This window comes from Nocardioides allogilvus (assembly GCF_003047285.1).
Taxonomy (GTDB): Bacteria; Actinomycetota; Actinomycetes; order Propionibacteriales; family Nocardioidaceae; genus Nocardioides; species Nocardioides allogilvus.
This window is the reverse complement of the sequence record NZ_PZYX01000010.1, coordinates 138,371-156,574: the sequence shown is the minus strand read 5'-3', so window position 1 is coordinate 156,574 and position 18,204 is coordinate 138,371. Positions and strand designations below refer to the sequence as shown.

Annotated in this window: 19 protein-coding genes; all 19 read right to left on the bottom strand. The window is 69.9% G+C overall.

Going from position 1 to position 18,204, the window contains the following annotated elements:
- Positions 1-120: 120 nt before the first annotated feature.
- The 19 genes from nusB to C9J87_RS14975 all read right to left on the bottom strand — a co-directional run bounded on the left by nusB (position 121) and on the right by C9J87_RS14975 (position 18,174).
- On the bottom strand, positions 121-528 hold the full coding sequence (gene nusB, locus C9J87_RS15065; RefSeq protein WP_010832828.1) for a transcription antitermination factor NusB: 408 nt from the start codon (positions 526-528) through the stop codon (positions 121-123).
- Entirely contained in the window at positions 528-1,091 is a 564-nt protein-coding gene (gene efp, locus C9J87_RS15060) for an elongation factor P (protein ID WP_010832827.1), read from the bottom strand. Before efp ends, nusB begins: the two co-directional genes overlap by 1 nt.
- A gap of 63 nt (positions 1,092-1,154) precedes the next feature.
- Positions 1,155-1,613 carry a type II 3-dehydroquinate dehydratase gene (locus C9J87_RS15055; RefSeq protein ID WP_010832826.1) on the bottom strand — a complete coding sequence of 153 codons (459 nt, stop codon included), beginning with the start codon at positions 1,611-1,613 and terminating at the stop codon, positions 1,155-1,157.
- Positions 1,610-2,719, bottom strand: a complete 1,110-nt coding sequence (gene aroB, locus C9J87_RS15050; protein ID WP_107705930.1) for a 3-dehydroquinate synthase — start codon at positions 2,717-2,719, stop codon at positions 1,610-1,612. The genes C9J87_RS15055 and aroB overlap by 4 nt, the downstream gene beginning before the upstream one ends.
- Positions 2,716-3,216: a shikimate kinase gene (locus C9J87_RS15045; RefSeq protein ID WP_107705929.1), complete on the bottom strand. Its 501-nt coding sequence runs from the start codon at positions 3,214-3,216 to the stop codon at positions 2,716-2,718. Before C9J87_RS15045 ends, aroB begins: the two co-directional genes overlap by 4 nt.
- Positions 3,213-4,391 (bottom strand): chorismate synthase, encoded by a 1,179-nt coding sequence (gene aroC / locus C9J87_RS15040; protein WP_051204178.1) that lies wholly within the window; start codon positions 4,389-4,391, stop codon positions 3,213-3,215. Before aroC ends, C9J87_RS15045 begins: the two co-directional genes overlap by 4 nt.
- 43 nt (positions 4,392-4,434) lie before the next feature.
- Positions 4,435-5,127 carry a prepilin peptidase gene (locus tag C9J87_RS15035; RefSeq protein WP_107705928.1) on the bottom strand — a complete coding sequence of 231 codons (693 nt, stop codon included), beginning with the start codon at positions 5,125-5,127 and terminating at the stop codon, positions 4,435-4,437.
- Positions 5,124-5,945: a shikimate dehydrogenase gene (locus tag C9J87_RS15030; protein ID WP_036490629.1), complete on the bottom strand. Its 822-nt coding sequence runs from the start codon at positions 5,943-5,945 to the stop codon at positions 5,124-5,126. Before C9J87_RS15030 ends, C9J87_RS15035 begins: the two co-directional genes overlap by 4 nt.
- The gene (gene mltG / locus C9J87_RS15025) at positions 5,945-7,093 is read right to left on the bottom strand and encodes an endolytic transglycosylase MltG (protein WP_051204177.1); all 1,149 of its coding nucleotides are present in this window, start codon (positions 7,091-7,093) and stop codon (positions 5,945-5,947) included. Before mltG ends, C9J87_RS15030 begins: the two co-directional genes overlap by 1 nt.
- Positions 7,090-7,548: a Holliday junction resolvase RuvX gene (gene ruvX, locus C9J87_RS15020; RefSeq protein ID WP_010832819.1), complete on the bottom strand. Its 459-nt coding sequence runs from the start codon at positions 7,546-7,548 to the stop codon at positions 7,090-7,092. The genes mltG and ruvX overlap by 4 nt, the downstream gene beginning before the upstream one ends.
- A 3-nt stretch (positions 7,549-7,551) precedes the next feature.
- Positions 7,552-10,215 carry an alanine--tRNA ligase gene (gene alaS, locus C9J87_RS15015; protein WP_010832818.1) on the bottom strand — a complete coding sequence of 888 codons (2,664 nt, stop codon included), beginning with the start codon at positions 10,213-10,215 and terminating at the stop codon, positions 7,552-7,554.
- A complete protein-coding gene (locus C9J87_RS15010) occupies positions 10,202-10,468 on the bottom strand; it encodes a DUF6167 family protein (RefSeq protein WP_051204176.1) in 267 nt (88 codons plus the stop codon). Before C9J87_RS15010 ends, alaS begins: the two co-directional genes overlap by 14 nt.
- Positions 10,468-10,947, bottom strand: coding sequence for a hypothetical protein (locus tag C9J87_RS15005; RefSeq protein WP_010832817.1), 480 nt, complete (start codon positions 10,945-10,947; stop codon positions 10,468-10,470). Before C9J87_RS15005 ends, C9J87_RS15010 begins: the two co-directional genes overlap by 1 nt.
- A 33-nt stretch (positions 10,948-10,980) precedes the next feature.
- Positions 10,981-11,553 carry a class I SAM-dependent methyltransferase gene (locus C9J87_RS15000; protein WP_107705927.1) on the bottom strand — a complete coding sequence of 191 codons (573 nt, stop codon included), beginning with the start codon at positions 11,551-11,553 and terminating at the stop codon, positions 10,981-10,983.
- A gap of 2 nt (positions 11,554-11,555) precedes the next feature.
- The gene (locus C9J87_RS14995) at positions 11,556-12,926 is read right to left on the bottom strand and encodes a replication-associated recombination protein A (protein ID WP_010832815.1); all 1,371 of its coding nucleotides are present in this window, start codon (positions 12,924-12,926) and stop codon (positions 11,556-11,558) included.
- A complete protein-coding gene (locus C9J87_RS14990) occupies positions 12,927-14,177 on the bottom strand; it encodes a dipeptide ABC transporter ATP-binding protein (RefSeq protein WP_107705926.1) in 1,251 nt (416 codons plus the stop codon).
- Complete coding sequence (locus C9J87_RS14985) at positions 14,174-15,274, bottom strand: ABC transporter ATP-binding protein (protein ID WP_010832813.1); 1,101 nt, start codon at positions 15,272-15,274, stop codon at positions 14,174-14,176. Before C9J87_RS14985 ends, C9J87_RS14990 begins: the two co-directional genes overlap by 4 nt.
- Entirely contained in the window at positions 15,271-16,281 is a 1,011-nt protein-coding gene (locus C9J87_RS14980) for an ABC transporter permease (protein WP_010832812.1), read from the bottom strand. Before C9J87_RS14980 ends, C9J87_RS14985 begins: the two co-directional genes overlap by 4 nt.
- A 120-nt stretch (positions 16,282-16,401) precedes the next feature.
- Positions 16,402-18,174: an ABC transporter substrate-binding protein gene (locus tag C9J87_RS14975; RefSeq protein WP_084622839.1), complete on the bottom strand. Its 1,773-nt coding sequence runs from the start codon at positions 18,172-18,174 to the stop codon at positions 16,402-16,404.
- Between the last annotated feature and the right edge of the window lie 30 nt (positions 18,175-18,204).

Sequence of the window (18,204 nt, the reverse complement as noted above, 5' to 3'; positions counted from 1 at the left end):
GCCTCCGGTTCGGTGAGATGCGTCGCTGCTCCACACCTCACCCGGAGGCCTTCACCTGTGTCTAGAGCCGCTGCCTAACCTCCGTGGACAGAACACCTAGGACGCCCCACCCGGGGAGCGTCACACGATGGAGGGCTTGCTTTTCTCCATCGCGCCGAGGATCCCGTTGACGAAGGTCGGCGACTCGTCGGTCGACAGGTCGCGCACCAGGCTGATCGCCTCGCTCACGGCGACGGAGTCGGGCACGTCATCGACGTACAACAGCTCGAAGACGCCGAGGCGCAGCACGTTGCGGTCGACAGCCGGCATGCGCGACAGCGTCCAGCCCTGGCTGTACTCGCTCAGCAGCTCGTCGATGCGGGCCTGGTTGTCGACCACGCCGCGCACCAGGACGCCGGTGTAGTCGTTGGTCGGGCCCTCGCCGGCCGCGATGGCGCGCTCGAGGGCGACGACCGGGCTCTCGGCCCGCATCTCCGAGGCGTAGAGCAGGTCGAGCGCGCGCTTGCGGGCCTTGCCGCGAGCCGACATCAGTTCTTGACGCGGCCGAGGTAGGACGAGTCGCGGGTGTCGACCTTGACCTTCTCGCCGGTGGTGATGAACAGCGGGACCTGGATCTCGTGGCCGGTCTCGAGCGTGGCGGGCTTGGTGCCGCCGGTCGAGCGGTCGCCCTGCAGGCCCGGGTCGGTGTGGCTGATCAGGAGCTCGACGGAGGCGGGGAGCTCGACGAAGAGCACGCGGCCCTCGTTGGTCGCGACGATGGCGTCCTGGTTCTCCAGCATGAAGTTCTTGGCATCGCCGACGATCTCGGGCGCGACCTCGAGCTGGTCGAAGGTGGAGGTGTCCATGAAGACGTAGGACGTGCCGTCGTTGTAGAGGTACTGCATCGTCCGCTTGTCGACGTTGGCCGTCTCGACCTTGGTGCCGGCGTTGAAGGTCTTGTCCACGGTCTTGTTGGACTCGACGTTCTTCAGCTTGGTGCGCACGAAGGCCGGGCCCTTGCCGGGCTTGACGTGCTGGAACTCGATGACTGCCCAGAGCTGACCCTCGATGTTGAGGACCATGCCGTTCTTCAGGTCGTTGGTGCTTGCCATGGCGCTCTGTCCAGCCTTCTCTTCGCGGATGTACGAACGGCCCGTCGGGGCCGAGGGTCAAGTCTAGGGGGCGAGGGCGGACTGGCCGGAATCGGCCGCTCGGGCGATCGTCTCCAGGGCGTCGCGGTAGCCGTCGATCCCGCGGCCGGCGATCGTCTCGATCGCGTGCGGCTCGACCACGGAGGTGTGCCGGAACTCCTCGGGGCGCTGCTTCGGGTCGGAGATGTGCACCTCGACCAGCGGCGCACCCAGCTGGGCGCAGGCGTCCCAGAGGGCGAGGGAGTAGTGCGTCCACGCGCCGGCGTTGAGCACGACCGGGGTCGCGTCGTCGGCGGCGGCGTTGAGCCAGTCGAGCAGCTCGCCCTCGTGGTTGGTCTGGCGCACCTCGACCTCGAGGCCGAGCTCGGCGCCCCACGCGACGCACTGGGCGGCGAGCTCGGCGTGGGTCGTGTGGCCGTAGATCTCGGGCTGGCGGCGACCGAGGCGACCGAGGTTGGGACCGTTCAGGACGAGGACCTTCACGGCTGTCCCCCGATGGCCCCGCTGATCGCCGAGTAGGCCGCCCGCAGGTCGTCCTCGCTCGGACCGGCCAGGATCCGGGGCTTGCCGAGGTCGTCGAGCACCACGAAGCGGAGCTGGTTGCCGCGCGACTTCTTGTCGACCTTCATCGCGTCGTGCAGGTCCTCGAAGGACGCGTCGGCATAGGTCGTCGGCAGCCCGACGCGGCCGAAGGCGGTGCGGTGGCGCTCGACCAGCGCGGGGTCGAGGGCGCCGGCGCGCGCGGCCAGCTCGGCGACGTACACCGATCCGATCGCGACGGCCTCACCGTGGCGCACGGCGTAGCCGCTGGTGCGCTCGATCGCGTGCGCGAGGGTGTGGCCGTAGTTGAGCACCTCGCGCCCGGGGTGGCCGTCGACTCCGCCCGTCTCGCGGAGGTCGTCGACGACGACGTCGATCTTGACCCGGATCGCCCGCTCGATCAGCTCGCGGGTGACGTCGGAGTCGGCGGTCAGGGCGGCCGGGTCGGTGGCCTCGACGAGGTCGAGGATGACCGGGTCGGCGATGAAGCCGCACTTGACGACCTCGCCCAGCCCGGCGACGAGCTCCTCGCGCGGCAGGGTGCTGAGCAGCGACAGGTCGCAGAGCACGCCAGCGGGCTCGTGGAAGGCGCCGACGAGGTTCTTGCCGGCGCCGGTGTTGATCCCGGTCTTGCCGCCGACCGCGGCGTCGACCATGGCCAGCACGGTGGTCGGCACGTGCACGACCCGCACGCCGCGCAGCCAGCTCGCGGCGACGAAGCCGCCGAGGTCGGTGGTGGCGCCACCGCCGAAGGTGACGACGGCGTCGGAGCGGGTGAAGCCGGACTCGCCCAGCGCCTCCCAGCAGTCCGAGGCGACGGGCGCGGTCTTGGCGCGCTCGCCGTCGGGCAGGCCGAGGGCAAGCACGTCGTAGTCCTGGACCAGCAGGTCGACCAGCGGCTGCACCTGCTCGGCCAGCTCACCGGCGTACAACACCGCGACGCGCTGGACCGAGTCGCCCAGGATCGCGGGCAGCCGACCGGCCAGGTCGCGCCCGATGACGACGTCGTACGGCGATGCGCCGCCCACGTGCAGGGTCGTGTCGTTCATCCGAGCAGCTCCAGGACTTCCGCCGCGACCTCGTCGGGACTCCGCCCGTCGGTGTCGACCACGTGGGTGGCCGCGGCTTCGTAGATGGGGGTGCGCTCGTCGAGCAGCGCCTTGATCCGGGACCGGACGTTGCCGAGCAGCAGCGGGCGTCCGACGCCGAGCCCGACGCGCTTGACCGCCTCGGAGAGGCCGACGCGCAGGAAGACCACGGTGGTGCCGTCGAGCAGGTCGCGGGTCGCCGGGTCGAGCACGGCTCCCCCGCCGAGCGAGAGCACACCGTCGTGCGCCGCGAGGGCCTCGGCGACGGCCGTGGCTTCCAGCGCGCGGAAGTGCGCCTCGCCGGAGTCGACGAAGATCTCGGAGATCTCGCGGCCCTCACGGGCCTCGATGTCGGCGTCGGTGTCGCGCGCGCCGACGCCCCAGGCGTCGGCGAGCAGCGACGCCACGGTGGTCTTGCCGGCGCCCATGGGACCGATCAGGACGACCTTGGGTGTCATCGGAAGCGCAGCGTGTCGAGGTAGGACTCGGCGTTGCGGCGGGTCTCGCGCACCGAGTCACCGCCGAACTTCTCGATCACGGCGTCGGCGAGCACCAGCGCGACCATGGCCTCGGCCACGATGCCGGCGGCCGGCACGGCGCACACGTCCGAGCGCTGGTGGTGCGCGACGGCGTCCTCGCCGGTGGCGACGTCGACCGTGCGCAGCGCGCGCGGCACGGTCGCGATCGGCTTCATGGCAGCCCGCACCCGCAGGATCTCCCCGGTGGTCATGCCGCCCTCGGTGCCGCCGGAGCGACCGGACGTGCGGCGCAGGCCCTCGGGGGTGGAGACGATCTCGTCGTGGGCGAGGGAGCCGGGGGTGGCCGCGGTCGCGAAGCCGTCACCGACCTCGACGCCCTTGATCGCCTGGATGCCCATCAGCGCGCCGGCGAGGCGCGCGTCGAGGCGGCGGTCCCAGTGGACGTGCGAGCCGAGACCCGGCGGGAGGCCGTGCACGACGACCTCGACGATGCCGCCGAGGGTGTCGCCGTCCTTGTGGGCCTGGTCGATGCGCGCGACCATGCCGGCGCTGGTGTCGGTATCGAGGCAGCGCACGGGGTCGGCGTCGAGGCGCTCGACGTCACCCGGTTCCGGGATCAGTCCGTCGGGGGCGCGGACGCCGCCGAGCTCGATGACGTGGCTGACGATCTCGGCGCCGACGGCCTGGTAGAGGAAGTGGGCGGCCACGCGACCGAGCGCGACCCGCGCTGCGGTCTCACGGGCGGAGGCGCGTTCGAGGATCGGGCGGGCCTCGTCGAAGTCGTACTTCTGCATGCCCGCGAGGTCGGCGTGGCCGGGACGCGGGCGGGTGAGGGCGGCGTTGCGCGCCAGCACGTCGAGCTCGGCCGGGTCGACCGGGTCGGCGGCCATGACCTTCTCCCACTTGGGCCACTCGGTGTTGCCGACCTGGATCGCGACCGGGCCGCCCATCGTCTCGCCGTGGCGGACGCCGCCGGTGATCGTGACCTCGTCGGCCTCGAACTTCATCCGCGCACCGCGGCCGTAGCCCAGGCGGCGGCGCGCGAGGGCGTCGTCGATGTCGGCAGTGGTGATCCGGACGTGGGCGGGCATTCCCTCGAGAATGGCGACCAGGGAGGGGCCGTGGGACTCGCCCGCAGTGAGCCAACGCAGCATGCGCGCAGTCTTTCACGTGGGCACGTGTGCCACCGCGCCGCCGTCAGGCGGCGAGATCGCCCCACATCCACACCGCGAACGCCGGGCCCACGACGATGCCGGCGAGCGCACCGATCAGCATCCACGGCCCGAACGGGTTGTGCCTCCTGTCGACCACCTTGAACGCGGCGAGCAGCGCCCCTCCGATGCCGCCGAGCAGGAATCCCGACCAGCTGCCGAGCGCGAGCTCCTGCCAGCCGAGGTAGCCGAGCACGATGCCGAGGATGCCGCTGAGCCGGACGTCGCCATAGCCCATGCCGGCCGGGTGGATGAGCCACAGCAGGAGGTAGAGGCCGCCCATCACGGCCCAGCCGATGGCGGCGAGGAGCAGGAGCCGGGGCTCGCCGCTGGCGAGGGCGGCGATCACGACGAGCGGCACCAGCACGAGGTAGGTCGGCGCGATGATCCGCGTCGGCAGCAGGCGCGTGCGCCAGTCGATGAGCGCGAGCGCCACGCCGACGGGGACGAGCGGGACCAGGAAGAGCAACGCCAAGTCGAGCCCGACCGCCCCACCGATGAGCGCGCCGATCACGGCGCAGATCAGCGCGGACTGCCATGCGAGCCCGGGCCTGGCGGCGATGTCGGCGTAGGGCTGCTTGTCCTCGGCCGGCTCGTCGGGCTCGGGGACGGCCGCGATCAGCCGCGGCACCAGCACTCCGAGCGCCGCGCAGAGGACAGCCACGAGCACCGCGCTCATGACACGCTCCTGGCGATGAGGGCCCGCTCCCCGGCCGTGCGCATGGCGGCGAGCGGTGCGGCCTCGCCGGTGAACAGCTCGAACTGGACGGCCGCCTGGTGCAGGAGCAGGTCGAACCCGCTGACGAGCACGCGGTTGCCGATCGACGCCACGAGCGGGGTCGGCCAGGGGTGGTAGACGATCTCGAAGATGGTGGGTACGGCGCCGCACGCGTCGACGAGGCGCTGGTCCTGTGCCTCAGCAGGGATCGTGGAGGCGACCAGGTCGACGTCGAGGACCGTCACCTCGTCGAGCCGGCTCACGGTCAGCTCGGGCCTGCCGGGGTGGGCCCGCACGGCCTCGCACGTCTCGAACGCGCGCTCGGGGTCGCGCACGACGATCTCCAGGCGCCGGACACCGAGGTCGGCGAGCGCGAGCCCGACCGAGGTCGCGGTCGCTCCCCCGCCGATGATCGCGGCTGTCGCCAAGGGGGCGCTGGTGCGTTCGCGGATCGCGGCGATCGCGCCGGGGATGTCGGTGTTGTCGCCCCTGCTCCGACCGTCGTCGTCGAGCACGATCGTGTTCGCGGCGCCGGCCAGGCGGGCCCGCTCGCTCAGCTCGTCGACGAGCGGCACCGCCTCGCGCTTGAGCGGCATGGTCAGCGACAGGCCTCGCCACTCCTCGTCCAGGCCGGCCAGGAAGTCCGGCAACCCACCGGAGGCGACTCGGTGGGCGGCGTACGACCAGTCCAGGCCGAGCGCTGCATAGCCAGCGGCGTGCAGCACCGGGGACAGGGAGTGCTCGACCGGGTCACCGAGCACCCCGCAGCGGCGTCCCATCAGCAGGCGTCGGACGTGGTGCAGTACTCCGTGAGCTCAGACTTGTAGCCCAGGAACTCGTCGTAGGTCTCGGCGAACTTGGTCTCGCCGGTCGACAGGTCGACGGTCACGTAGTAGTACCAGTCGCCCTCCGCCGGGTTGGCCGCTGCCGCGATGGCGGCGTCGCCCGGGGCCTCGATCGGCGTCGGGGGCAGGCCGACGTTCTCGTAGGTGTTGTAGGGCGTGTCGACCTGGAGCTGCTCGGTCGTCAGCGCGACACCCAGCTCCTGGTCGAGGCCGTAGTTGACCGACGCGTCGATCTGGAGCAGGCCGTTGGTGCCGGCCTTGTCGCCGGGGCCGTCGAGCCGGTTGTAGATGACCCGGGCGATCTTCGGCATGTCGTCGCCACGCCCCTCGGCCTCGACCAGCGAGGCGATGATCATCAGCTCGGCCGGCGTCTTGCCCAGCTCGGCGGCCTTCTCCTCGAGGCCCGCCTCGTCGGCCGCCTGCTGCCAACGGGCGACCATCGCGGCGAGGATGTCCTTGGGCTTGTCCTTCGGACCGATCTCGTAGGTCGCCGGGAAGAGGTAGCCCTCCGGGTTGCCCTCGGCGTAGTCGGGAAGGCCGATGGCCTCGTCGTCGTTGAGGGCGGCGTTCCACTTCGCCTCGCCCCACTCGGTCTCCTGCGCCAGCAGTGAGATCGTGTCCTCGACCCGCAGGCCCTCGGGCACCGTCACGGTGCTCTTGACCTGGTTGGCCGGGTCGAGCAGCACCTGGAGCGCGTCCTCGGCCGCCATCTCCTGCTTCATGGCATAGAAGCCGACCTGGATCCCGGTGGAGTCGGGATCGGCGGCGGCCGCGTCGAGGAAGGCCTGCACGGAGGCGACCACGCCCTCGGCCTTGAGGTTGCGGCCGATCTCGGCGGTCGCGTCGCCCTCGGCGACCTCGAAGGTCACCTCGCCCTGGCCCGGGCCGGGGAAGTCCTCGGCGCTGGAGAACTGGTCGGAGACCCAGTCGACGCCCTTGGTGACGACGAAGTAGAAGCCGCCCACCAGCACGGCCAGCGCGACGAGCACAGCCAGGCAGCCGGAGAAGCCGCGCTTCTTCCTGGCGCGGCGAGTCCCGCCCTCGTAGTAGCCGTCGTCCTCGACGGGCATCTCGTCACTCACTCGCTGACCTCGACGATCTCTCCAGGCGCGTTGCCACTCGCGCGTTCGGTGTCCAGTGCGTTCTGCAGGATGAGTACGGCGGCGGCCATGTCGACCACGGACCGTCGATCCTGTCCCTTGCGACCACGGTCGCGGAGCATCGACTCCGCGGACACCGTAGTCAGGCGCTCATCACACAGCCTCACGGGCACGGGGGCAATCTGCCGCGCCAGTGCACCCGCGAACTCGCGCACCTTGACCGCGGACGGTCCCTCGCCGCCGGAGAGCGACTTCGGCAGGCCGACGACGACCTCGACCGCCTCGAGCTCCTCGACGAGTCGCCGCAGCCGGGACACGTCTCCCCTGCCTCGCCGTACGGTCTCGACCGGCGTCGCCAGGAAGCCCGAGGGGTCGCTGCGGGCGACGCCGATGCGGGCGTCTCCGGGATCGAGGCCGAGCCGGGTTCCGAAGCGCATGCGTCAGCCGGCCGTCCGGGCGATCTCGGTGCTGACCAGGGCCAGCGCCTCGTCGAGGCGGGTGGCGTCGCTGCCGCCACCCTGGGCCACGTCGTCCTTGCCGCCGCCCTTGCCGCCGATCAGCTCGCCGACGGTGCGCACGAGCTGGTTGGCGCTCACTCCGCGTTCGCGCGCGGCGTCGTTGACGGCCACGACGACGGCGATCTTGCCGTCCTGCACGCCCGCGATGACGACCGCGCCGGCGCGGTCGAGCTTGCTGCGTACGTCGAGGGCCAGGGTGCGTACGTCGCCGCCGCCCGCTCCGTCGACGCGGTGGGCGACCACGGCCACACCGTTGACGTCGGCCGCCTGCGCCGCGAGGGCGCCGCCGCCCGCGAGCAGCTGGGCCACGCGCGCCTTCTCGACCTCCTTCTCGACCGACTTGAGCCGGTCGACGAGGTCGCTCACGCGGCCGACGAGGTCGTCGGGCTGGGTCTTGAGCAAGGTGGTGAGCTGGCCGACGACGTCGCGCTCACGGGCGAGGTAGTCGAAGCCCTCGACACCGGTGAACGCCTCGATCCGGCGGCTGCCGGAGCCGACGCTCGCCTCACCGGTCACCACGATGGTGCCGATCTGCGAGGAGTGCTCGACGTGCGTGCCACCGCAGAGCTCGCGCGACCAGGGGCCGCCGATCTCGACGACGCGCACCTTGGTGTTGTCGTAGGTCTCGCCGAAGAGCGCGATCGCGCCCCAGTCGCGGGCCTGCTCGAGGGTCATGTAGTCCCACATCACCGGCAGGTCGGAGCGCAGCGCCTGCTGCGAGACCTGCTCGATCTCACGGACCTGCCCCGGGCTGAGCGCCTGCGTCCAGCCGAAGTCGAGGCGGAGGTAGCCGGGGCGGTTGAACGAGCCGGACTGCAGCGCGCTCGGACCGAGCACCTGCCGCAGCGCGGCGTGCACGACGTGGGTGCCGGAGTGGGCCTGGCGGGCGCCGATGCGCCAGCCGGGGTCCACCTTGGCGTGCAGGATCGCGTCGGGGGTCAGCTCGCCCTCGGTGATGCGCACCTGGTGCACGACGAGCCCCTTGATCGGGCGCTGGACGTCGAGCACCTCGAGGCGGCCGCCGTCGAAGTCGATGACACCCGCGTCGGCGGCCTGGCCACCGGACTCGGCATAGAACGGCGTGCGGTCGAGGACGACCTCGCCGATCTCGCCCTCACCGAGGACCTTCGCCGCTCCCCCGCCGGACAGCAGCGCCAGCGCCCGCGACTCGGTCTCGAGGGTCTCGTAGGCCAGCCACTCGGTGGGACCGTTGGCGTCGAGGATGCCGCGGTAGACGGTGGTGTCGGCGTGCTGGCCCTTCTTCGACTTCGCGTCCGCCTTGGCACGGTCGCGCTGCTGAGCCATCAGCGCGCGGAAGCCGGGCTCGTCGACGACGAGGCCCTGCTCGGCGGCCATCTCCAGGGTCAGGTCGATCGGGAAGCCGTAGGTGTCGTGCAGCGCGAAGGCCTGCTCGCCGGCCAGGGTGGTCGCCCCGGCCGACTTCGCCTCGCCGGCCGCCAGGTCGAAGATCTGGGTGCCGGCCTGCAGGGTCTTGCGGAACGTCTCCTCCTCGCCGTACGCCACTCGCGCGATGCGCTCCCAGTCGCGGACGAGGTCGGTGTAGGTCTCACCCATCTTGTCGCGGGAGATCGGCATCAGCTCGGGCAGCGCGGGGTCCTCGTAGCCGAGGAGGCGCATGGAGCGTACGGCGCGGCGCAGGAGTCGCCGCAGGACGTAGCCGCGCCCCTCGTTGCCGGGGGTGACGCCGTCGCCGATGAGCATCATCGAGCTGCGGACGTGGTCGGCGACGACCCGGAAGCGCACGTCGTCCTCGTGGTTGGCGCCGTACGTGCGGCCGCTGAGCTCCATGGCGCGCTGGATGACGGGGAACATCACGTCGATCTCGTACATGTTGCTCTTGCCCTGGAGCAGGAAGGCAACCCGCTCGAGGCCCATACCGGTGTCGATGTTCTTCTTCGGCAGCGAGCCGGCGATGTCGAAGTCCTCCTTGGACCGCACCGCGGAGAGCTCGTCCTGCATGAAGACGAGGTTCCAGATCTCGAGGTAGCGGTCCTCGGCGCCGAAGTCGCCGTCGGCGCCGTACGCCGGACCGCGGTCGTAGAGGATCTCCGAGCAGGGGCCGCCGGGGCCGGGGACGCCCATCGACCAGTAGTTCTCACTCTTGCCGAGGCGCGCGATGCGGTCGTCCGGCAGACCGGAGACCTTCTTCCAGAGGTCGACGGCCTCGTGGTCGTCGACGTAGACGCTCGGGTAGAGCTTGCTCTCCTCGAGGCCGAACCCGCCGTCGCCGACGGGCTTGGTGATCAGGTCCCAGGCGAGCTCGATCGCCCGCTCCTTGAAGTAGTCGCCGAAGGAGAAGTTGCCGCACATCTCGAAGAAGGTGCCGTGGCGGGTCGTCTTGCCGACGTCCTCGATGTCGGGGGTGCGCACGCACTTCTGGACGCTGACGGCACGGTCGTACGGCGGCGTCTCCTGGCCCAGGAAATAGGGCTTGAACGGCACCATGCCGGCCGGCACGAAGAGCAGGTTGGGGTCGTTGGCCAACACGCTCGCCGAGGGAACGTGCGTGTGACCGGCCGCTTCGAAGTGCGCTACGAAGCGGCGGCGGATCTCACTGGTGTCCATCTGTTCCCTCTGTCTGTCTGGTGGTGAGCTCGGGAATGCGATGGGGCACGAGGCCCATCCGCTCCCGCAGCTCGGTTTCCTTCTCGGCCTGTCCGGCCGCGACCTCGTCGCGGAACATTCTCATGCCCACGCCGACGCCGCTCAGCCGATCCCGCAGGCCGTCGGCGGTGAGGGCCTCGGCGGCCCGCCGGGCACGGGACATCGCATAGACGCCCGCCCCCGCTCCGGCCACGAACCAAAGCGATCTGGCCATCAGGCAGCGTCCTCCCCGAGCGTCCCGGCACGCTCGCGCGCCTGCAGCTCGCGCAGCGCCGCCTTGAGGTCGGCCCGGCGCTGCTTGCGTGAGCGCTTGACCTCGCGCTTCATCTCGAAGCGGATCCGGTTGCGCGTCTCCGCGGACAGCGCGCGGCGCAGGCCGTGCGCCAGCCCGGCCGCCTTGACGACGCTCTCGCGCGCCACGATGTCGGCGAACAGCCGGCCGTCGATCCGCGCCGGGACGACGGCCGTGTGCGTCTCGGGCACCTCGTCGATGGCGGTGATGACGTACGTCGCCGGCTCGGCCGTCTCCACGGCAGCGGCCGGTCGCGGCGCGCTCCCCTGCTCGGCCTCGAGCTCGTCGATGCGCGCGTGCAGCCGGCGCGACGTGCGCCAGAGCAGGGCGCAGGCCAGCAGCAGGATCAGCGCAACCGCGCCACCTGCGGCCGCCGCCAGCCAGATCTGCTCACCGTTCACCTGCGAAACCCTATAACCCGGTTGATGTGTGGCTCACATCCGGCTGACCAGCAGGTAGCGCTCGTCGTCGATCTCCTTGCCCCAGTAGACCGACTCGGGCAGGTGCCTCGTCAACACCTCGTCGCGAACGGTGCGCACGATCTGCTCGGAATCCGCCGCGCTCAGGCCACCGCCGGTGTGCCAACGTCCCTCGACGAGGACGAGGACGCCGGACGGCGTCAGCAGGTCGACCCACCGCTTCATCGCGGCCCCAGGATCCGGCATCGCCCAGAGGACGTGCCGGCTCAGCACGACGTCGTAGGCGGCGGGCTCGAGCGGCGGGTCCGCCGCGTCGGCGACGACGAAGGTCGACTCCGGCACCTTCACCCGCGCCCGTCTGATCATCTCGGGCGAGAAGTCGAGACCGTCGACGGTGTAGCCCTCGTCGACCAGCAGTCTCGTGAGGGTGCCGGTGCCGCAGCCGAGGTCGGCGATCCGCGCCGGAGCTTGCGGCAGTACGCCGACCAGCAGCTCGCGCCAGGCCGCGCGGGTGTCCGCGTCCGCCAGTCCGTGGTCCGGCTCGTCGTCGAACGTGACTGCTTCGCGGTCCCAGAGCTCCCGATCCATCCCTACTTCCCCCGGATGATCTTGCGGACCCGCTCCCAGCGGTCCTTGATCGCAGCCTCGGCGCCGAGGGAGGTGGGTCGGTAGTACTCCGCGTCCTCGATCACGTCGGGGGCGTACTGCTGCTCGGCGATCCCGAACGGCTCGTCGTGGCTGTACTTGTACGGCGCGGCGGCAGCGCCGCCGTGACCGAGCTTCTTCGACCCGGCGTAGTGCGCGTCGCGCAGGTGGGGCGGCACCGTTCCGATCCTGCCGGCGCGGACGTCGGCAGTGGCCTCGTTGATGGCCTGGTAGACCGCGTTCGACTTGGGGGCGATGGCGAGCGCGACCGTCGCCTGGGCGAGGTTCAGCCGGGCCTCCGGCATGCCGATCAGCTGTACCGCCTGCGCGGCCGCGACGGCCGTGGTGAGCGCCGTCGGGTCGGCGAGGCCGACATCCTCGCTGGCCAGGATCACCAGCCGCCGCGCGATGAAGCGCGGGTCCTCACCGGCCTCCATCATCCGGGCGAGGTAGTGCAGCGCGGCGTCGACGTCGGAGCCGCGCACCGACTTGATGAAGGCACTGATCACGTCGTAGTGCTGGTCGCCCTGCCGGTCGTAGCGCACGGCCGCCTGGTCGACGGCCGTCTCCGCGGTGGCGAGGTCGATCAGCGTGTTGCCCTGCGAGCGGGCCGCGCCGGCTGCCGCCTCGAGATAGGTCAACACCCGCCGGGCGTCACCGCCGGCTAGCCGGACGAGGTGGTCCTGCGCGTCCTCGTCGAGCTCGAACACGCCGGCAAGCCCCCGCTCGTCGACGAGCGCCAGCTCAACGACAGCGACGATGTCGTCGTCGGTCAGCGACTCCAGGCGCAGCAGCAGGCTGCGCGAGAGCAGCGGCGAGATCACCGAGAAGAACGGGTTCTCCGTGGTCGCGGCGACCAGCGTCACCCACCGGTTCTCGACTCCCGGCAGCAGCGCGTCCTGCTGCGCCTTGGTGAAGCGGTGCACCTCGTCGACGAAGAGCACCGTCTCGCTGCCGCCGCGGGCCAGCTCGGAACGGGCCGCGTCGATCGCCGCCCGTACCTCCTTGACGCCCGCCGCCACGGCAGAGACCTCGACGAACCGCCGCTGCGTCTGCTGGCTGACGATCGAGGCGATGGTCGTCTTGCCGGTGCCGGGCGGTCCCCACAACAACAGCGACATCGACTGGTCGCCCTCGATCAGCTGCCGCAGCGGCGAGCCCGCCGCCCGCAGCTGCGCCTGCCCGACCAGCTCGTCGAGCGTGCGCGGGCGCATGCGTACGGCGAGGGGCGCCGACGCATGGGTGTTCGCGCCGAGCGACCCCCCGCCGGGCACGCCCGTGCCGGCGTGCTCAGGGATGTCGAAGAGGGAGTCCACTCAGGCGGAGGTGAGCTGCTTGGACTTGAGGTCGAACCACTCGTCCTCGTAGCCCGGCCCGGTGATGAGCGGGGTCGCCGTCACCTTGCTGGAGGGGCTGCCCTGGTCGTCGACGCCAAGCAGGTCGGCCGTGACCGGCGTGGCCGGGTGGGCACCGAGCTCGCCGGCGAAGTGGCATGCGACCTTGTGCCGCTTGCCGATCTGCAGCAGCGGCGGCTCGACCTTGGCGCAGATCTCCTGGGCGTACTGGCACCGCGTGCGGAACCGGCAGCCCGAGGGCGGGTTGATCGGGCTCGGCACGTCACCCTCGAGGCGGATGCGCTCGCGCCGACCACCGAGTGCTGCCTGCTTGACGTCGGGGACGGCCGAGAGCAGCGCCTGGGTGTAGGGGTGGTGCGAGTGGCTGTAGATGGTGTCGCGGTCGGCGATCTCGACGATCTTGCCGAGGTACATCACCGCCACCTCCGGGCAGAAGTGCCGCACGATCGCGAGGTCGTGGGCGATGAACAGGAACGCGATGTCGAATTCCTTCTGCAGGTCCTGCAGGAGGTTGATCACCTGGGCCTGGATGGACACGTCGAGCGCCGACACGGGCTCGTCGGCCACCAGCAGCTTGGGGTTGAGCGTCAGCGCGCGGGCGATGCCGATGCGCTGGCGCTGGCCGCCGGAGAACTCGTTGGGGTAGCGGTTGTAGTGCTCCGGATTGAGGCCGACGACCTCGAGCAGCTCCTGCACGCGCGACAGGATCTGCTTCTTCGGCACGACGTTGTGCACCGAGAGCGGCGCTCCCACGATGGTGCCGACCGTGTGCCGCGGGTTCAGCGAGGTGTAGGGGTCCTGGAAGATCATCTGCACGTCTCGGCGCAGCGGCTTCATCTCGCGGTTGGAGAGCTTGGCCAGGTCGTGTCCCTCGAACTGCATCGAGCCGCCGGTGGGCTTGTAGAGGCGGGTGATGAGCCGGCCCGTCGTGGACTTGCCACAACCCGACTCCCCCACCAGGCCCAGCGATCCGCCCTTCGGCACCTGGAACGAGATCCCGTCGACGGCCTGGACGTGTCCGATCGTACGGCGCACCAGACCCCCCGACTTGAGCGGGAAGTACATCTTGAGGTCCTCGACGGAGAGCACCGGCGGGGCATCCGGGTCGAGCCGGCTGGCGACGTGGGCTGCCGAGTCGCTCGGGAGGGCGACCTCGTGGTCGAGGTAACCGTCGTGCTCCTCGTGCAGGCTGGCGGTGGATTCGTCGGTCATCTGTTGTCCTTCACCAGGTCGGGGGCGATCTCCGGCAGCACGACGTCCTGGTAGATCGCGTCGGGATCGGGCAGGTGGCAGCGCTTGACGTGTGCCGCGTTCGCCTTGGCGGGCGAGAGCTCCGGCATGTCGGTGAAGCACAGGTCGCCGGGCACCTTGTCGCGGTGGGTGCACCTCGGGTGGAACGCGCAACCCGTCGGCGGGTTGAGCAGGCTCGGCGGCGTGCCCGGGATCGGGATCAGGCGCGCGTCGGTGCTCGCGGTCACGTCGGGGACGCTGGAGAGCAGGCCCCACGTGTACGGCATCTCGGGGTGGGTCAGGATCTCCTTGGTGGTGCCGTACTCCACGCACCGGCCGGCATACATGACCAGCACGTCGTCAGCCATCTCGGCGATCACGCCGAGGTCGTGGGTGATGATGATGACCGCGGAGTTGAACTCGCGCTGCAACTCCTGGAGCAAGTCGAGGATCTGTGCCTGCACCGTGACGTCCAGCGCGGTCGTCGGCTCGTCGGCGATCAGCAGCGACGGGTCGTTGATGAGACCCATCGCGATCATCGCGCGCTGGCGCATGCCGCCGGAGAACTGGTGCGGGAAGTCGTTGATGCGTTGATCGGGCTGCGGGATGCCGACCCGGTCGAGCATCTCGATCGACTTGCGCCGCGCGTCGCGGTCGCTGGCGCTCGAGTGGTGCACCTGGTAGGCCTCGGCGAGCTGGTCGCCGACCTTGTAGAAGGGGTGCAGCGCGGCGAGCGCGTCCTGGAAGATCATCGCGGCCTCGGCGCCGCGGAGCTTGCGCATCTTGTTCTCGGGGAGCCCGACGATCTCGCGGCCGCGGATCCGGATGGAACCGGAGATCTTGGCGCTGCGCTCGTCGTGCAGACCGAGGACGGCCATGCTGGAGACGGACTTGCCGGAGCCGGACTCGCCCACGATGCCGAGGGTCTTGCCGAGCTCCACGGAGTAGGAGAGGTTCTGCACGGCGGCGACCTCTCCGTCCTGGGTCGGGAAGCGCACGGTGAGGTCCTCCACGACGAGCAGCGGCTCGTCGTGGTCCAGGTCAGGGCTGGTGCCGGGGCGCAGTGGTGCGGTTGTCACGAGAGCCTCACTCGGGGGTCGAGGATGCTGTAGATCACGTCTACAAGGATGTTGGCCACGATCAGCACGACGGCTCCGAAGAGCGCGGTGGCGGCCACGACGGGCAGGTCACGCTGGAAGACGGCCTGCAGTGCCCACAAACCGATCCCGTCGATGTCGAAGATCCGCTCGGTGAAGATGGTCCCGGCGAGGAGCGTGCCGAAGTCGATGCCGAAGATCGTGATCACGGGCACGAGCGCAGCTCGCAACCCATGCTTGTAGACGACAGTGTTGGCGCCCAACCCCTTGGCCTTGGCGGTGCGGATGTAGTCCTCACCGAGCACCTCGACCATCGAACCGCGCGTGTAGCGGGTGTACTGCGTGCAGCCGAAGGCGCCCAGGGCGCACCACGCCAGCAGCATCCCGCTGAACCACTTCGCTGGGTTGTCGGTGACCGGGAAGTAACCGGTATCGGCGAAGAGCGGAATCTCCCAGCTGATGGTGAGGAACAGCCACGTCAGCAGGGCGAAGAGGTAGTAAGGGATCGAGGAGATCACCAGGAACCCCGACACCAGCGCCTTGTCCGCCAAGGTCCCTCGTCGTCGAGCCGCGGCGACACCGATCGGGACGCCGAGCGCCAGGTAGAGCAGCCCGCCGCCGATCGCGACCGAGAAGGTCGCCGGCATGCGGGTCTTCATCTCCTCGAACACCGGAGCCTTGGTGCGGTAGGAGTAGCCCAGGCATGGAGCCTTGCACTCGAAGACCGTGGTGCTGCCGAACTGGATGTCGCGACCGACCGCGATCCCCTTCATGAAGGTGCCGTATTCCTCGTACCACGGGTTGTTGAAGCCGAGGTTCTCTCGGAAGACCTCCAACCTGGCCGGCGTGCACCGGTTGCTGGTGTCGTTGTCGCAGATGGTCTGGGCGGGCTCCGAGGGGCCGAACCAGAACAGCAGGAAGACGCTCATGGAGATCAAGAACAGCACCACGACACCCGACAGCAGGCGTTTGATGACATAGGCGAACACGAGAAGTTTCCTCCGGGGTCAGGAGATGATGCCGACCTTAGCGGCACGGTGGTGTGGGGCCCCGGGTCCCGGAGCCCCACACCGTGTGGAGATGAGGGTCGACGTCAGCCGACCCCAGGATCACTGAGTGACGTAGAGATCCTTGTAGTTCGGCGCGCCGAGCGCACCGTCACCCGTCGGGTTCCCGATCTTCGACCCGAAGGCGAAGAGGTCGTTGCGGAACGCGGTCGGGATGAGGGGGTAGTACTCGGTAGCGATCTGCTCGTCGAGCTCGCCCCAGGCAGCAGCCTGCTCATCCTGCGGCAGGGTGGGGATCTCCTTCATGCGCGCGTCCATCGACTCCTCGGAGAAGAAGGCGGTGTTGTAGGTCGCGTCCGTGCGGAGCAGGGACGGGATCATGGTGAGGCCCGACGGCCAGTCGGAGCACCAGTTGACGCCACGCAGGTTGAGCTTCTTGTTGATCTTGTTGTTCGGGTCGGTCCAGATGACGTAGAGCGACGTCTCGATCGGCACCGGGTAGGACTTGACCTTGAAGCCGGAGTCGGTCAGACCCTTCTCGATCTGCTTCTGCGCGGCCTCGGTGGTCGGAGAACCCGTGGCGTAGGCCATGTGGATCTCGTAGCCCTCGGCGCCGGCCTCGGCCAGCAGCTCCTTGGCCTTCTCCGGGTTGAAGGTGATCTGCTCACCGTCGACCTGGTAGTCGGACTTGCCCGCCATGCCGGGAGGCATGACCGAGTTGGCCGGGACACGGGTCACGCCGGGCACCTCGCCCGAGGCCTGCCACACGCTCTCGTACGGGTAGGCGTAGGCAAGTGCCTTGCGGACGTTGAGGTCGGTGATCTTGGTGTAGTCAGGCGCCCAGAAGCTGGTGCACTGCGACGACTGCTGCACCAGGCGCTCGCCCAGCGTCGAGGTGAACTTGCTGTAGTTCTCCGAGGTCACCGCGGCGGAGATCGACGTCTGCGACTCGGTGTTGTCGCTGAGCATCAGCTCGTCGGTCTGCGTCGGGTCGGCAGCGAACTTGAAGACCCACTTGTCGACGTACTGGTGACGCGCCGGGTCGGACTCGGGAGTCCAGGCGTCGTTCTTGACGAGGACGAGCTCCTCGCTCGGGCGGAAGGACTCGACCTTGTAGGGGCCGTTGGAGAGCGGGTTGCGGCCGTACTCCGGCGGGTCGGAGACCTTGCCGAGCGGAGCCGGGCCCATCGCCATGAAGGCGCCCCAGTAGTCCATGTCCGGGAACGGCGTCTCCATCTTGATGGTGACGCTGTTGGCGGCCTCGTCGAAGGTGATCGCGTCGTACTTCTTGCCCTTGTCGGTGTAGGGACCCTTGTAGTCCTCAGCACCAGCGAAGAAGTGCACGGAGTACTCGGTGCCGGGACCCGACGGGAACGCCTCGGAGTCGAGGGAGCGCTGGATGCCCCAGGCGACCTCTTCGGCGGTGATCGGCTTGCCGTCCTCCCACGTCGCGTCCTCACGCAGCGTGAAGGTCCACTCGGTGAAGTCCTCGTTGGGCGTGCCCAGGTCGACGGCGAGGTCGGGGACCAGCACCATCTCGCCGGTCTCGTCGTCGCGGGAGTACTGGGTCAGCGCACGGTGCGTGAGCGCCTGCTGGATCGAGTTGCCCGTCACCGACCAGCCGTTGGTCGGGTCGAGGTCCTCGGGGCCCGGGTCGTCGGGGAGGTAGACGGTGACGGTGCCACCCTCGGTCGCGCCCTCGACGTCCGCCGCGGGAGCCTGACGCTCTGCGTCCTTGGCAATGGTCTCGGCAGCGCCCTTGAATCCGTCCCCTGCAGCACCTTCGCCCGTCTCAGTGCCATCGCCACCACAGGCAGCGAGGCTCACGAGGACAGCACTGGTAGCGAGCGTTGCGATCGCCTTAGTACGTCTCATTGTCCAGCCTTTCTCTTTCTGGTTCGCACA